The following is a 16,888-nucleotide window of genomic DNA, read 5'->3' as shown; positions in this document are numbered from 1 at the left end:
TTTTTGTCAGAATATCTTGCTAATCTATTTTGGCTGCGGGTATTTGAATACATATTCTAAAATATACTCAATAGATTGAGAATGGTGTTCCTGATAGCAGTGAAAACACTCAATACAGTGCATGAAATATGCGCTGGATACGGGATTGCTTTATTCAGAACGCGAGGGATGTATGTCCAGGACATATTTTTTGCATGACAGAAAAATTAATGGAGATATTGCGATTGTCGGGATGGCAACTCATTTCCCTGATGCCCCGAATTTATATCAATTCTGGGAAAACATCATAGGCAAAAAGGATTCTCTGATCGATATCACGGAGATGTCAAAAGAAGAATATTGGAAAAAAGAAGACTTTTACCATCCAGACCCGACAGCTACTGATAAAACTTATGGTCATCGAGCTGGCTTTGTGCCTGCGATTGATTTTGATCCGGTAGAATTCAAAATTCCTCCTGCAATTCTCGATTCACTCAGTACTGCTCAGTTATTTGCCTTGTATGTGGCTAAACAGGCAATGCAGGATGCTGGCTTGCTGGATCAGCAAAACAGTAAAACTGACCGTGATCGTATTGGTGTGATTTTAGGCGGTGGTGGCAACGGCAATACATCATTTTCGCTGGCTGCCCGCCAACAGGCACCTTATTTGCGTGAAATCATGACAAAGGCAGGTCTTTCCGAAGAAGTCGCGGATGAAATTATTGAACGTGCACACGGAATGTATCTGGAATGGAACGAAGACAGTTTTCCGGGATTTTTGGGGAATGTGGCTTGCGGCAGGATCGCCAGTTATTTTGATCTTGGCGGGACATCCTATATGGTGGATGCCGCTTGTGCCAGCAGTCTTGCCGCAATCAAGGCCGCTATCGGGGAATTACATTCCGGTAGCTGTGATGCTGTCTTGACGGGCGGCGTCAATCTGGAAAACTCCATTTTTTCTTTCCTGTGTTTCAGTAAAACCCCCGCCTTATCGAGAAATAACGTATCCCGCCCCTTCGATCAGAGTGCTGATGGCATGATGCTGGGGGATGGTGTGGGAATGCTGGTGTTAAAACGCCTTGAAGATGCAGAGCTGGATGGCGACAAAATCTATGCAGTCATCAAATCCGTTGAAGCTTCCAGTGATGGCCGTGCAAAGAGTATTTTTGCACCCCGTCTAGAAGGGCAGGTAAAAGCACTGAAACGGGCTTATGCCAGTGCAGGTATTATGCCGGCTGATATTCAGCTCGTTGAAGCACATGGCACCGGCACAGCCTCCGGCGATGATACTGAACTCAAGAGTTTGCACGCAGTCTTTGGGGAATTTCAGCTTCCGCCGAAATCGGTGGCAATCGGCAGTATCAAATCCCAAATTGGTCATACCCGTTGCGCCGCTGGCGCTGCTTCTATGATCAAAGTGGCACTGGCATTACACCATAAGGTATTACCACCAACAATTAATGTGGAAAAACCGACAGATTTGCTAATGTCGGAAAGCAGTCCGTTCTATGTCAACAGTGAATCCAGACCGTGGCTACGTTCAGTCAGAAATGCGCCCCGCCGGGCGGCACTGAGCGCATTTGGTTTCGGCGGAACTAACTTTCATGCCATTCTGGAAGAATATGAGAAACAGGCAAATGGCCGTTATCGGCTGAATGAATCCCCCTGGGTTGTGCTGCTTAAAGGGGAAAACCCCGCTGAATTACTTACGCAGTGTGAAGCCACATTATCCCTCTTTACCCGTAATTCAGCGGAAAATGCCATCCGCCGGCATCTTGAACAACAGGATATTGATAATTTACAGCGGCATCAGGCCAGAATACTGTTCGTTTCTCAGTCGCTAGAACAAACGGTGGAACTGCTTTCTACTGCGATCAGGCAATTACAGAAAAACAGCACAGAAGGCTGGGAGCACCCTCACGGGATCTATTATCAGCCTGAAGGGAAAATGCTGGATGGCAGAATCGTTGCCCTGTTTCCGGGGCAGGGTTCGCAATATGTCAATATGGCGCGGGATATTGCCAATGATTACCCTGAAATGCGTCAGGTACTGGAAGTACTGGATGATGTTGCCGTCAGTGAATCAGGTCACGAATTATCCCCGATCATTTACCCTGTTCCGGCTTTCTCAGATGAAGAATATGCCGGACAGCAGCAGCGGCTGACAGATACCGCTAATGCTCAGCCTGCATTGGGTGCAGTCAGTGCAGGTTATTTCAATATATTGGGAAATATGGGATTCAGGCCTGATTTTGTGGCTGGTCACAGCTATGGTGAGGTAACGGCACTTTGGGCAGCGGGCGTTCTTTCCGATAAAGATTTTCATCGGGTTTCCCTTGCCAGAGGCAGAGCCGCCGCATCAGCGCATCAGCTTTGTGGCACAGGTTCTGATGCCGGTGCGATGCTGGCGGCATCATTACCCCATGACCGGCGTGGAGAAATACTCCACCGTTATACAGGCGTTATTATTGCCAATGATAACTCTGAACAGCAGGTCGTCTTCGGAGGAGATACTGCTCAGATTAATCAGCTGCATAATGAATTGAAAAAACAAGGCATTCATTGCCGTATTCTGCCGGTATCTGCCGCTTTCCATACCCGGTTTATCCAGCCCGCTTATCAGCCTTATCGTGAATATCTGGCGGATATTAACTTCCAGTCACCGGAGTGCCGGTTATTTTCCAGTGCAACGGCAGAACCTTATAGCCGCTCACCTCAGTTGATCAAAGAATTACTGGCAGAGCAGCTGATAAAACCCGTCCAATTCCGCCAGACCATAGAAGCAATTTACCAACAAGGAGGGCGTTTATTTGTTGAGTTTGGGCCAAAAGGTGTTCTGGGCAAACTCGTATCCGATATTCTGAAAAATCGGGAGCACACTGTGATTTCAACTAACCCCACCGATAAAGGGGAGGAGAGATTACAGCTAGCCCGTGTTCAGGCCCGGTTATTGGCAGAAGGTGTAAAACTGCGGGATATCAACCGGTATGTCCGTATTCAGCCTGTGGAAGAAGAAAAGAACAGGCGTCTGACATTCAGATTAAGTGGCGGTTTCTTCTTGTCTGAGAAAAATAAAGCCCGGCGTCAGCACGCCTTACGTGTTGGCGACCATGCTGTTGTTGAGCGGTTTATCGCAGGATCTTTGCCTGTACAGGCAGAAATTGAAAGTCCCCCTGTTTATGAAGTTGAAAGTAGAGTCGAAGTTATCGCTGAAAGTGATCTTAAAAGCGAGATTGAAACCGAGATTGAAACCGAAAAAATGGTAGAGCATAACCAGCCCGTTTCAGCCGAATTTATCCGACAGAACGTACTGACAATTATTCAAAAACGAGATAACCCTATGGAACAGAATAATAAAATAAGTGAAAGCCTGAATGCCGACACACTAAATGAACTGTTGCAGGCCCAGCAAGTGATGAGCCAACTACATCAGCAATTCCAGACAAATCAGAAAGAATATATTCAGTTGCTGAGTATGTTATTGGAAAAACAATACAGTTTGATGGAAACCTGCCGGGATCATCAGAATCTGCCTGTGATGCTCTCCAGCCTGAGTCAGAGTGTTCAATTGTTGGATAAAAATCTTGAACTGTATCATACCAACCACGAGCGTTATTTCATGACTCAGCAGAGTCTGTTCCAGTCCGGACAGGTAACTTCTGCTATGTCATTATCGTCTATGCCATCCTCGCCTAAGTCATCACCATCGGTGAGCCATGTGACATCGCCTGCTGTTGAATACTCTGCTCCGGTTAAACCTGTGGAACCAATTTCGACAGCAGTGACAAACATCCATTCAGCAGAAAAAATGGAAGAGATTGTAGCTGTACGCCCAGTCGTGCCGGAAATGCCTGAAACCGAGGAAATGCCGGTTGCGCCGATGATATCGATGGCTGCTTCCGAACCTGCCAATGAGCCTGTTAAACCAGAGCCGGAGCCGGTTGAAATCAAAGTAAAAACACAGAAACTCACTCCGGAAATAGAAAAGCTGGTCAGGCGTCTTGATCAGATCACCGAAGAAAACATTATCAGCCAACTTGTGAATATCGTCAGTGAAAGAACGGGTTATCCGCAAGATATGATCAGCCCGGAAATGGATCTGGAAGCCGATTTGGGGATCGACTCCATCAAACGGCTGGAAATTTTTGGCGCAATGTTTGATGCCTTCTCGGCAAATCTGGAGTTGTACGGTGAAACATCAAGAAATAAAGACTTGGAAAACTTCGAAGTCGATTCACTGAGTACTATCGCCAGAATGAGTAGCTTCTTCAGGGAGATGGTCGATGAAGCGATTAATGCCTTATACAGCAGGGAGAATGGTTCGGGATCAGCGCAATCTCCATCACTGACAGAAAACCATCCTGCTGAAAAACAGCAGAAAGAAATGAAAGAAATGGTGGCGGACAGAGGCGAGAAATCAGATAAATTACGTTCCCTGGGATTCGTTACATCAACGACATCATCTGCGAGTGCCAATGTAAAAAAGCAGTTGGCTGAATCGCAACGGATAGAGACCTCTGCGGTTCAGCCTGTACTGAATCATCACGCTGTATTGAATAAAGAAGCACCGAACAAAGAAACTGAAAAAGATCCTTTTGCTGCCTCGCCTGTTTCGCGTTTTGCCGTGGTGAAACAGGCATTGCCGATGCCGGAGCGTTTGCAGGATGTTTTTGCATCCCCGAAATGCTGGCTGATCGTCGATGAAGAAACAGCCGGTTCGACCTGTGCGGATACTTGTGCGAATACTTGTATGAATAGTATTGCTGAGTCACTGAAAACGCAGGGCCAGAGAGTCGTCATTATGTCACTGAGGCGGGATCAGGCGTCAATGAACGATGAATCGCTCCTGGATGCTGCCCTGACAGATATTGAACAGCAACATGGCCCTATTGACGGCGTTATCTATTTGCAGGCGGTCAAACAGCAAGTTAAGGGGCTGACTGATGTATTCAGTGAGCAGGATTATCGTTCAGTTGAGACAACTTTTCTGCTGGCTAAACGCCTGCAGGGGAGTCTTACCGGTGATGGGAAAAGATCGGGGTATTTCATGGTGATTATGCGGGGGGATGGTGAACTGCTGACCTCCGGCCGTGAGTACTTACCTGTCGTTTCTGCGGGTATCACCGGGCTGACAAAATCGCTGAACATTGAATGGGTTAATGTTTTCTGCCGGACAGTAGACATTGATACCAGAATCAAAGACAGCGATGTGGCAAAAATAGTGATGGAAGAACTTCAGGATAGCCGGACTGAGATAGGCGAAATCGGGCGTGGCATGAATAATGAACGCATGACATTATCACTGAAGGAAGAAAAAGTACTATCAGTGACGCCCGAGATGCAGGTCAGCACCCGCGATGTTCTGGTTGTCACCGGAGGTGCCCGTGGCATAACTGCACACTGTATTACTGAACTGGCAAAACAGAGTCAGGCGGCGTTTATCCTGCTCGGGCGTACTGATATTACCGCACCGCTGCCGGCATGGTCAGCAGGTAAAACAACCCTGTCTGAACGTAAAGCCGCAGCCATTGATTACCTTCAGGAACAAGGTATTCAGCCGACACCGGTTAAAGTGAATAACATGCTAAGCCGCCTGATCCATATTGATGAGATTAATGCCACATTACAGGCGATCAGGCAGGCGGGGGCACGGGTGATATATCTGCATTGTGATATTACTGTGCCGGAACAAGTGAAAACTGCACTGGAGAAAGCACAGCAGCAATTCGGTCAGATAACGGGGTTGATTCACGGTGCCGGTAATCTGGCGGATAAGCGGATCGAAAAGAAAACGCTGGCCGATCTACATTCAGTTTTTCATGCCAAAGTGAGGGGACTTGAAAATGTGTGTCGCGCAATAGATTGCACATCTTTGCGCCATATCATCCTGTTTTCATCCGTTGCCGGATTTTTTGGTAATGCTGGGCAGACGGATTACTCGCTGGCGAATGAAATACTGAATAAATTTGCTTACCTGTCATTTTGGAACAAAAACAAACAGATAATTCGTTCGGTGAACTGGGGGCCGTGGGATGGTGGTATGGTCAGCGATGTGCTTAAGCGGGCCTATAAAGCTCAGAACATGGTGATTATCCCACTTGAAGAAGGAATACAGCGTTTTGTCCGTGAGTTCTGCGACTCCCGCACACGCCAGATTACTATTGGTGGAAGAATGTATATGGCCCCGAAAAAAATGACACCATGATACTTTAACGGATTTCAAGGTGCGTCGTAGTGGTAAGTTAGCGCCGACGACAAAAATGCACCTTGAAAAACGAAGTGTATAGCAAAAAATAATTATGGCTTGTAAATAATAAAATAATAGACCTGAACGAAAATATCCGCTCAGGGAAACGCTATCATATTAAGGAGTCTCTCCTTTATGGAACATATTGCTATTGTTGGAGTCGGATGTTTATTTCCCGGCGCGGATTCCCCTGAAAAATATTGGGATAATCTATTACATGAAAAAGATTGTTCCACCCCTTTATCCGCTCAGGAATTAGGTGTTGATCCGGCCTGTTATTATTCTTCTGAAGCGGCTAAACCTGACACAATTAATTATATTAATAATGGTCATGTTCGTGATTTTCATTTTGATGGCAAAGGTTATCATTTGCCGGAAGAAGAATTAAATACACTGGATGATCTATTTAAATGGACAATTTATGCCGCAGATCAGGCATTAAATGATAGTGGCTATCGCCAGCATAAAAATATTTTGCAAAAAACCGGATTAATTCTTGGCAGTATCGGTATGCCGACTCACTCCACTAAACAATTAATGAATCCGTTTTATCACAAAATATTACAGCCTTATATTCAGGAATTAATTGCTCAACCGAATTTTAAGTTTAATCAATTTTGGCCTCAGGCTAATCATTCTGAGCAGAATCTAATAACCGGTGGCTATAACGCCACAATTGCTGCATTAGCATTAGGGCTGGCCGGGCCTCGGTATTGCCTTGATGCCGCCTGTGCATCGGCATTGTATGCCATCAAACTGGGAGCGGATTATCTTCTCAGTCATAAGGCTGACATGATGTTGGTTGGCTCAATCTGTCATGTGGATCATATTTATATCGATCACGGATTTAATATATTGCAGGTTTTCCCGGAAAAAGGGGATTCTATTCCTTTTGATAAATCATCCAAAGGGGTAAAAGCCGGTGAAGGTGTTGGCGTTGTAGCTATCAAACGTTACTCCGATGCAGTTCGTGATAACGATAAAATCTATGGGGTGATTGAAGCCATTGGGTTATCTAATGATGCTGGTACTAAACATTTGTTGGTGCCGGATCAACAAGGACAGAATATTGCACTGGAGCGAGCCTATCAGAACTGTCTGCGGGAAATTGATTATATTGAATGTCATGCTACCGGCACCAATATCGGCGATCAAATCGAACTGTCAACGATTGAAGCCTTTTTTGGTGGCAGTAAAAATTCGGATGAAAGTGAAAACATCCCATTAATTGGTGCGAATAAAGCCATCAATGGCCACATGCTGACGGCATCAGGTATGGGTAGTCTGCTGAAAGTGCTGTTAGCCATGCAGCATAATCTGATCCCCGCCACGCCACGGGTCAATCAACTGGTCTCGACACCGCAAGGCAAGCTTAATATCAGTCATATCGTACGGCAGGCGAGACCCTGGCCTGAGCGTCATCGTCCCAAAAGGGCCGGTATTAATGCTTTTGGTTTCGGCGGTGTCAACGGGCATATGGTCATCAGTGAAGATAGTCCTGAACGGCGATCTGCCTGTATACCCTCCCAGATGCAAAAAATGCAGAAAACGGAACGTCTGGCGATTGTTGGTATTGGTGTTCATCTGGCAAAAACGGAAGATAACCAGACGCTGGATCAGGCGTTACAGCAGGGAACCCAACACTTTTATCCGCTGCCGAAAACCCGTTGGATTGGCATGGAAAAACGCCCGGATATTCTGGCGATGCGCGGGATCAGTCAGCCACCGTTAGGCTCCTATATTGAAACTTTTGACGTTGATTGCAGGAAATTCAAATTACCGCCCAATGTTATCGGAGCGCATCTAAGCTGCCATCTATTTTTGTTACCTATTGCGGAGCGGGCTTTTCTTGATGCGGGATATCAGCTGGATGGCAGCAAACGAAATATCGCTGTCATTGTGGCGGGAGGCATTGACTACAGCTGCCTGCGTTATCAGATACGTAATGAAATTAGCTGGCAGCTGGAACAAAGTTTAGCGAGCCACGGCATTCAGCTATCGGCAGAAGATACCATCGCATTACAGGAAATTGTTAAAGATAGCCTGTTCCCGAAACCTTATCCCGAAGGCATTACAGGCGGAATCGGTAATATTGTGGCGAGCCGTCTGGCTGCACATCTGAAACTGAATGGCCCGGCCTTTACGCTTTATAATGAAGAAAGCTCCCCCTTTAAAGCTCTGGAGCTGGCGCAGTTTATGCTGAGCAGACAGCATGTGGATGCAGTTATGATCGCCAGCAGCAGTTTTGGTGGCAGTCTGGAAAATGTGTTATGGGATCACCAATCCGAGCATGGAAATCAGATAGTCGGAGACGGGGGAGGTGTGATTGTCCTCAAACGTGAACAGGATGTCATCAAGGAGAAGACACCGGCCTATGCCATGTTAGATGGAATTGGCATCAGTTACGTGCCTGACCATTCACTTGATTTCCGGATAAATGAAGACGCGATTGTTGCTGCTGCCCGGTCAAGCCTGACTGCTGCGGGCTGTAGTGTGGATCAGGTTGGCTATATTGAACTGTATGCCGGGGGAAGATCCGGCGAGATTGCGACGGAACTGTCCGCACTCGGGCGGGTTTATGGCACACCAGACGGAAAACCCTCCGCCGCTATTGGTACGCTGAAAGCAAATTATGGTCATTTATCGGCATCTGCGGGTTTGCTCGCCATTATCAAATCCGCCCTGCAACTAGCACAGTGTTACTTGCCGATATTACCGGATTATCCTCAGAGACAAGCACTGGCCCAGCATGCTGCGGGTAAATTCCATTTACCGGTACGGACTCAGGAATGGCTTGCTTCAGAGGGTGCTCCGCGCCGTGCAGCCATCAGCCACTTAGGTATTGACCGTTCTTACAGCCATGTCATTTTAAGTGAACCACAAAACGGCAAACGAGTGCATTTGACACAGCCATCGCTATCAAATCAGCCCGGTCTGAAAGTGACGACTTATACCGCACGAGAAAAAACAGTAGAAGAATTTATTCTCAATGAGCAGACACTAGCCCGTTTCGCACCTTTGAGAGCCATTTCTGTACAACAACAGGCCGTATCAGCAAAAGAAACGGAAACTACTCAACCAGCCCTTCCACCAGCGGAAGTGAGCCATTTCATACGCAATGCCCGTACTCAGTTGTGTTATCTGCAACTGGAACAGACATTTTATCAATTGATAAAGCAGAATTTAGCGCAATCCACGGATATAAAATCAACCAATCAGGCGTCGCCAATAGCGAAGAAAACCGCAGTAGCTGCCCCTGTTATTTTTGATGAACATCAATTACTGGAGTTGACCGACGGAAGCGTGGCAAAAATACTGGGAGCGGATTATGCCGAAGTCGATAACTACCCGATCCGTACCCGTATGCCATCCCCTCCGTTTATGTTTGTTTCCCGTATTACGGGGCTTTCTGCGGTTAAAGACAAGCTGGAGCCTTGCTACATCGAATGGGAATACGATATTCCTGAAAATGCGTGGTATGCCGTTAATGGCCGCGTTCCTTCCTTCGTCGCGCTGGAATCATCCCATGCGATGATTGTCGCGTTTACCGTGATTGGCTGTGACATGCTGTTCAAAGGGCAGCTTTGTTACCGCGCGGTTGACTGTAGCACGACAATTTACAGCGAAATGCCGAAAGCAGGAGAAGTATTGCGCGGACGAGTCAATATCACTTCTGTCATACGGGTAGGAAGCCGGTTTCTGGCGGGCTACGAATATCTTTGCTATGTGGGGGATCGTCTGGTTTTCCGGCTGGTGGCCACATCAGGCTTCTTTAGCCGTAAGGAAATCGAAAAAGCGGGTGCATTTGATAGCAAGGCTTATTTCGCCAAGGCCAGAGCCGCAGTCACGGAAAACCCCTTCACGCTTTTAGTCACTGATAAACCTTACCCGAATAAGGTATCACCAGACAGACAGGGACAGAAAACGCCATCGTATGCTGAATTCCTGCCCAGCGCATTTCTGCACTGCGACAAAACCACATTTAATCAACAAGATATCACGCATGTTATGAATGGGGATTTGTCTGCCTGTTTCGGCTCCCGCTATGGGCGCATCCATAGCGAAAACCTGTGTACGCCGGATACCCGTATGTTAAGCCGGATCCTGAGCGTTGACAAAATGGGTGGAGAGTTTGGTCTGGGGCAGATAGTGGGGGAATTTGATATCGATCCTGAACACTGGGCGTTCAGGGCACATTTCAAAAATGATCCGGTTATGCCGGGAACACTATTGGTAGAAGGTTCAGAGCAATTGATGAAATTCTACTTGTTTTATCTCGGATTACATTCTCTGCCGGATCTGGAAGCACAAACACTGACAGAACATACAACCAGCGCCAAATTCCGTGGTGAAGTGAAATGTACGCGGGATGTACTGCAATTCCGGCTGACCTGTAAATCCATTGATGCCCGCTATACCGCTGATAAACAGCAGGACGGCACACTGGATTCAATCACCTTGTTTTTCATCGCAGAAACCCTTTATCGCGGCAATGTTGTAGGTATCAGTGACAACATGGGGGTGAAGTACATCCGTCGTCAGCCACAGCAAACGGCAGAGCCGGAACAGGAAGCCGCAAAATGAATCAGCCGAAAGCTATTTCGTCAAACTTGTTAAAAAACAGTTTATTAAAACACCCCTTATCGATGGAAAGTGTTCCTCGCTTGCAGGATTTGGGCGCTGAACTAAGGGTAGTTAAATCCGGCACTTCTATTTTATTGCTATCAACGGAATTGTTATCAACGGATGAACCAATAACAGACCCGGTTACTGTGCTGGGGAGTCTGCCTGCAATCACGGCAGGCAGTCTGGGGAATGCCGGTTTTATGGCGGATTATGGTGTGGACTACGCCTACTATGCCGGTGCGATGGCAAACGGTATCCATTCTGAAGAGATGGTTATTGCATTGGGGCGGCAACGAATTCTGGGGATCTTTGGTTCCGGTGGTTTGCCTATTCCCCGGATTACCGCAGCGATTGCCCGTATCCGGCAGGCATTACCGGAAGGGCCGTTCGGGGTAAATTTGCTGCATAACCCCGGTAACCCTGACTGGGAAATGGCCTGTGTGCGTCTGTGCATAGAAAATCAGATTCGGGTAATTGAGGCTTCAGCTTATATCAACCTCAGTCCGGCACTGGTTTATTATCGTGTCAGTGGGCTGGCTCAACAGCCAGATGGCTCCGTATTGCGTCGCCATCGCCTGATAGCGAAAGTTTCCCGTCGGGAAGTCGCCCAACATTTTCTGCGCCCGGCACCCGAAAATCTGCTGCAAAAACTGCGGGCCGACGGCCTTATTACGGCTGAACAGGTTGAGTTGGCCCGTCAGGTTTCAATGGCAGATGATATTACCGTAGAAGGTGATTCCGGCGGGCATACCGATCAGGGCGTACTGGCCTGTATTTTCCGTTCGGTTGTACAACTACGGGATGAAATTGCGGCAGATGAAAGCCAAATCGGTTATCAGGTGCGGATCGGCGCAGCAGGAGGCTTGGGAACACCTCATGCCATTCTGTCTGCTTTCGCACTGGGAGCGGCTTATGTCGTCACCGGCTCAGTCAACCAGAGTTGTGTGGAAGCGGGAACATCCTCTGCCGTGAAAAAAATGCTGGGGCAGGCTCGTATCAGTGACGTTGCTACCGCGCCATCAGCGGACATGTTTGAACTGGGTGCCAAAGTACAGGTATTGAAACAAGGCAGTATGTATGCCGTACGGGCACAGAAACTGTACAGCCTGTATAAACAATATGACAGTCTGGATGATTTACCAGAGCAAGAAATAACGTTGCTGGAAAAACAGATATTTCATAAACCGCTGTCAGACATCTGGCAAGAAACTATCGACTATTTCCACTCAACTCATCAGCCCGACATTATCGTCAAAGCAGAAAAACAGCCAAAGAAAAAAATGGCGCTGGTATTCCAGTGGTATCTCGGTCAGTCGTCACGCTGGGCGATTACCGGCGATCCTGTGCGCAATATGGATTACCAAATCTGGTGCGGTGCGGCAATGGGGGCCATGAATGAATGGCTGAAAGGGACTCCTTTTGAGGCGGTTGAAAACCGGCACGTCAGCGACATTGCCAGACTTCTGATGAATGGGGCGGCCTGCCTTACCCGCATAGCATTACTCGAATTACTCAATGTTGCTGTACCTGAACAGATAAAACAGCATCTGTTGTTGAATCATGGGCAATACAGCTCAGAACAGTGTGTCACAGAACAAAATGTTACAGAGCAAAGCGTTACAGAAAAAATAGTTACAAAACAAATGCCTGACCAAAAAATAGAATCTAATCAAAAAACAGAACCTGATCAAAAATCAAAGGTGAGGAGTAAAGAATCTATGGATGCTTCAACAAAACTCTGTCTGGATAACTCAAAAGGCTTTTATAAGAAATGCTGGGATCTGATGCCCGGAGGATCGCACTATAACTTTGGTGATCCTGAGCGTCCGTTAGTGATCCCGTTTAATCGCGGGGAAAAATCCCGGGTATGGGATCTGGATGGTAACGAACATCTGGATATGTTTTGTAAATTCGGTGCATTACTGGTCGGGCATCACAATGAGGCTTACAACAGCTCATTGATCGAATATATGAATAAAGTCACTTCCGTTGATACCTGTGATTTGGAAGTTGCTGTCTGTGAAACGATGGTCAGACATATTCCTTGTGCTGAAATGGTGCGTTTCTGCCTGAGCGGAACCGAAGCTGTACAGAATGCGCTGCGTCTCGCCCGTGCTTTTAGTGGTAAAAACCGTTTTATCCGCTTCCACGGTCACTATCATGGTAATGCAGACAATATCATGGGTTGGCGTAAGAAACAGGATCTGACTTATCCGGTGCCGGAGCAGTTCAAGGGTGATCTGCTGGATACATTGGGACGTGATCCTAACGTGATGACAGATCAGTCTTTTATGTTGCCGTGGAATGATATTGATATTCTGACAGCGACGATAGAGCGTTACCACGATGAAATTGGTGCCGTTCTGATGGAGCCGATCTGCATTAATGGCGGGGGTATTTTCCCGGTCGAAGGCTATCTGGAGAAAACCAAAGCACTGTGTGAAAAATACAATATCGTGCTTATTTTCGACGAAATCATTACCGGCGTTCGTATCGGGCTGGGTGGAGCACAGAAAATACTGGGTGTGACACCTCATCTGGCGACGTTTGGTAAAGCGCTGGGAGGCGGAGCCATGCCAATCTCTGCCATTGCCGGGCGTCGGGATATTATGAATCTCTATACCCGCGGCAAAGTTATTCACGCCGGAACTTTCAACGGTTATCCACTCGGACTGGCTGCCATTCAAACCACTTTCAGCCTGATTGAACAGGACCCCGGTTGTTATGACCGGATGGGCGATATCATGCGCCAGATTTCGAATATCTTTGTGAAAGCGGCAGAAGCTGTCGATTTACCACTGGTAGTACAGGGTATGCCGACGGCGCTGGTGTATCACTCTCAGAATACACCGGTTATGTCTACTGAAGGTTACAGCGATAAAGTCAAATTCTGCGACATCATCATTCGTGAAATTTCCAAACGCTATGGCATTCAGTTCTCTCCATTGTCCCGTATGTACCCCAATCTGCTGATGTCACAGGATGACGTACGTTTCTTCGAAGAGCGGATTTTCGATGCCATGGAAAATGCCCGTAAAGTGATTGATATCGCTTTTAAAGAAGGGATCACCGGATGAGTCGGCAGATTGCTGTTGTAACCGGGGCTGGTGGGGGATTCGGCACCGCGATTGCCAGAACTTTGCTGGATATCGGTTATCAGGTGGCTGCAACAGATATCAGCATACAAAAACTGACGCTCCTTAAGGAGCGTCTCGGGCAGCCGGAATCTCTGGCGATATTTGAAATGGATGTTACTGATCCCGCCTCTGTTGAGCAGGCGGCACAACAGATCACTGAAACATGGGGTAAAACGATCACGGTACTGGTGAATAATGCCGGCATTATTCACCGGACTTTCTGCCTGTCAGGTCAGGGATTACCGGAAGTCGCCAAAATGATAGATGTCAACCTGACAGGCGCCTTTAACTGCACATCGATTTTTGTCCGTTACATGGCAGCGCAGAAATACGGACGCATTATTAACATCGCCTCGATTGCCGGTATTTGGGGAGCGGCGGGTGGTGCGGCCTATGGTGCATCAAAAGCAGGGCTGATTTCTGCCACCGAATCCTGGGGGCGCGAACTGGGGCCTCTTAATATCAGCGTAACCGCAATTGCTCCGGGAGTCTGCAAAACTGACATGCTGGAGCAGTTTGTCAATTCAAGCCCAATGGAATCAGCAGCGGAAGATAAGATCGTACGTTCCATTGTACCTGTCGGACGTTGGGGAACATCTGATGATGTGGCGGAAGTTGTCGGATTTCTGGCGAGTTGTAAAACCAATTATCTCAATACTGCGGTGATCCCGCTGGATGGCGGAATGCGCGTCGGCACCATATGAAACCTGTTTAACCCATTAACGTAGATAGTGTAGAGGATGAACATGCTCAACAATACTCAAAAGGATATCAAAAACATTCTGGTGACCGGTGCAACGGGTGTTATGGGAGGAAGAGTTTTACTTGAAATTCTGATGACAACTGATGCGAATGTGTATTGCCTGACAAGAGCTGAAAATAATCAGCAGGCACTGATGCGTCTGGAAGATTTTTTATTTACCTACGATCCGGAAAAACGGAGCCGCGACAGTTTACATCGCATTATTCCTGTATTGGGTGATATTACAGAAACAAATCTTGGGCTGACAGAACCCTTTTACTCTGAGCTGGCCGGTAAAATTGACAGGGTGATCCATTGTGCTGCCTGGACAAATCTGGTCGCATCTTATAGCCGTCTTGCTGCCGTCAACGTGACGGGAACGGGTCATGTTATTGAATTTTGTCTGCGGGGTGATATCCCCATGCTCTATACCTCCAGTTTCAGTATCGTGGGGGAAAACCTGTACCGTGATGGCTTTGTCATGCATGAAACGGATCTGGATGTGGGGCAGAGATTCGATGACATGGATTATGAGCGCACGAAATTTGAAGCAGAACAGGCTGTTCACCGTGCGGGGGAAAAAGGACTCAGGTGGGTCATTGTGCGTCCGGGTAACATCTGGGGCGATAGCGCCAATGGCAATTACCCACTGAGAAATACCAGAGTCAAAGGTCTTTATTATGAAATGGTCAGGGCGCTGGTCGAAACCGGGCTGACTTTTAGTGCAACGGACGATTTCGATATTACACCTGTTGATTACATCGCGCAGGCATCATTGTATGCCATTTTGAATATCGACAAATTTAACGGCAAAACCCTTCACCTGACGACGCCTAATCCAATCAAATACAACGATATTGTCGCTTTCCTGCGGGAATTCGGTTACCGCATTGAAACCATCAAAAATGAAGTTTACATGGAAGCATTAGCCCAAAGCTGCCTGTATCTCAATGGGCAACCTTATCGTTCAGTTTTTACTGATTTGCTGGCGCTGGTTCATGGTGGTGGAGAAATGAATGAAACGGCCAAATATGCCACCGAAATAACGACAGATTTACTCAGTGGCAGCGGTATTCAATGCCCGCCATCAGATAAAAAACTGCTTTCCTGTTATGTGAACTACCTGATTGAAAATAACTTTATTCCATCACCTCAACAGCAGGGTGAACAGGCCGAAATCCGCTCATTGTCAGCGGGTAGCGGTTATATGGAAAATTTGTTTGATGCAGATTTGTAATAAAAATACGAACTAAAACGGAGTTTACAATGATTGAACAAGATCTCTGTGTGACATTAATTCAAACCGATTTGTTTTGGGAAGATGCAGAAAAAAACCGGGAACACATAGAAGGCTACATCACGCAGCTGGTTGAGAGTGATCTTATCGTTTTGCCGGAGATGTTCACGACCGGATTCAGTATGAAGCCGCAGGCTATCGCAGAAACAATGGATGGCCCCAGTGTTCTGTGGATGAAAAAACTGGCTGCTGAGAAAAACTGTGCAATTGTCGGCAGTATGATCATCACGGAAAACCAGCAATTCTATAACCGTCTGTTATGGGTCAATGCAGATGGCTCCATTGCCTATTATGACAAAAAACATCTCTTCACTTTCGCTCATGAAGATCACGAATATACCGCGGGCAATACCCCACTGATCGTAGAGTACAGAGGGTGGAAAATCGCCACGTTTATCTGTTATGACCTGCGCTTCCCGGTATGGTCACGCAATACTAACGAACAATATGATGCTGCACTTTATATCGCCAGTTGGCCAGCCAGACGCTCTCTGCACTGGCGTACCCTGTTGCAGGCACGGGCAATTGAAAACCAGAGCTATGTCATCGGCGTTAACCGTGTAGGGCAGGACGGAAACCAGCTCGACTATACGGGGGATTCCATGCTGGTTGATCCGTTAGGTGAAATCCTGCTGTACGAAAAAGAAACCGAAGCAGTAAAAACCATGACCATCTCTCTTGCCCATGTTCGGGAAACCAGAGAACGCTTTCCTTTCCTGAAAGATGCTGATCCTTTTGTTTTTCCACCGTCGTTTTAATAGACGCGCTTTAAAAGAAGCGTCTTAAAAAGATCATGTGAAAAGGATCGTTGTAAGGCACGTTTCAGGGCTGTCTGGTTACACAACTGTTTTAATTCAAAG

General features: G+C 47.1%; 6 protein-coding genes. All 6 read left to right on the top strand.

Features of this window, described 5'->3' with window-relative positions:
* Positions 1–172 precede the first annotated feature (172 nt).
* The 6 genes from AACS92_RS07905 (at position 173) to AACS92_RS07880 (ending at position 16,786) form a co-directional block, all read left to right on the top strand.
* Entirely contained in the window at positions 173–6,184 is a 6,012-nt protein-coding gene (locus tag AACS92_RS07905) for a type I polyketide synthase (protein WP_099108474.1), read from the top strand.
* 177 nt (positions 6,185–6,361) lie between these two features.
* Positions 6,362–10,810: a hotdog fold thioesterase gene (locus AACS92_RS07900; RefSeq protein WP_099108419.1), complete on the top strand. Its 4,449-nt coding sequence runs from the start codon at positions 6,362–6,364 to the stop codon at positions 10,808–10,810.
* A gap of 62 nt (positions 10,811–10,872) precedes the next feature.
* Positions 10,873–13,929 (top strand): PfaD family polyunsaturated fatty acid/polyketide biosynthesis protein, encoded by a 3,057-nt coding sequence (locus tag AACS92_RS07895; RefSeq protein WP_099108473.1) that lies wholly within the window; start codon positions 10,873–10,875, stop codon positions 13,927–13,929.
* Entirely contained in the window at positions 13,926–14,693 is a 768-nt protein-coding gene (locus AACS92_RS07890; RefSeq protein WP_099108418.1) for an SDR family NAD(P)-dependent oxidoreductase, read from the top strand. Before AACS92_RS07895 ends, AACS92_RS07890 begins: the two co-directional genes overlap by 4 nt.
* Positions 14,694–14,735: 42 nt before the next feature.
* Positions 14,736–15,968, top strand: coding sequence for a thioester reductase domain-containing protein (locus AACS92_RS07885; protein ID WP_099108417.1), 1,233 nt, complete (start codon positions 14,736–14,738; stop codon positions 15,966–15,968).
* Between the two features lie 29 nt (positions 15,969–15,997).
* Complete coding sequence (locus AACS92_RS07880) at positions 15,998–16,786, top strand: amidohydrolase (protein ID WP_099108416.1); 789 nt, start codon at positions 15,998–16,000, stop codon at positions 16,784–16,786.
* Positions 16,787–16,888 lie beyond the last annotated feature (102 nt).

This window comes from Xenorhabdus sp. KJ12.1, from assembly GCF_963876495.1.
Classification (GTDB): domain Bacteria; phylum Pseudomonadota; class Gammaproteobacteria; order Enterobacterales; family Enterobacteriaceae; genus Xenorhabdus; species Xenorhabdus stockiae.
The sequence above is the reverse complement of the archived record's forward strand: the minus strand, read 5'-3'. Positions and strand labels throughout refer to the sequence as shown.

Excerpts from the sequence above, each read along its gene's own strand:
- AACS92_RS07885 (WP_099108417.1), top strand. The coding sequence starts at position 14,736 with ATGCTCAACAATACTCAAAAGGATATCAAAAACATTCTGGTGACCGGT.
- AACS92_RS07890 (WP_099108418.1), top strand. The coding sequence starts at position 13,926 with ATGAGTCGGCAGATTGCTGTTGTAACCGGGGCTGGTGGGGGATTCGGC.
- AACS92_RS07895 (WP_099108473.1), top strand. The coding sequence starts at position 10,873 with ATGGAAAGTGTTCCTCGCTTGCAGGATTTGGGCGCTGAACTAAGGGTA.
- AACS92_RS07905 (WP_099108474.1), top strand. The coding sequence starts at position 173 with ATGTCCAGGACATATTTTTTGCATGACAGAAAAATTAATGGAGATATT.
- AACS92_RS07880 (WP_099108416.1), top strand. The coding sequence starts at position 15,998 with ATGATTGAACAAGATCTCTGTGTGACATTAATTCAAACCGATTTGTTT.
- AACS92_RS07900 (WP_099108419.1), top strand. The coding sequence starts at position 6,362 with ATGGAACATATTGCTATTGTTGGAGTCGGATGTTTATTTCCCGGCGCG.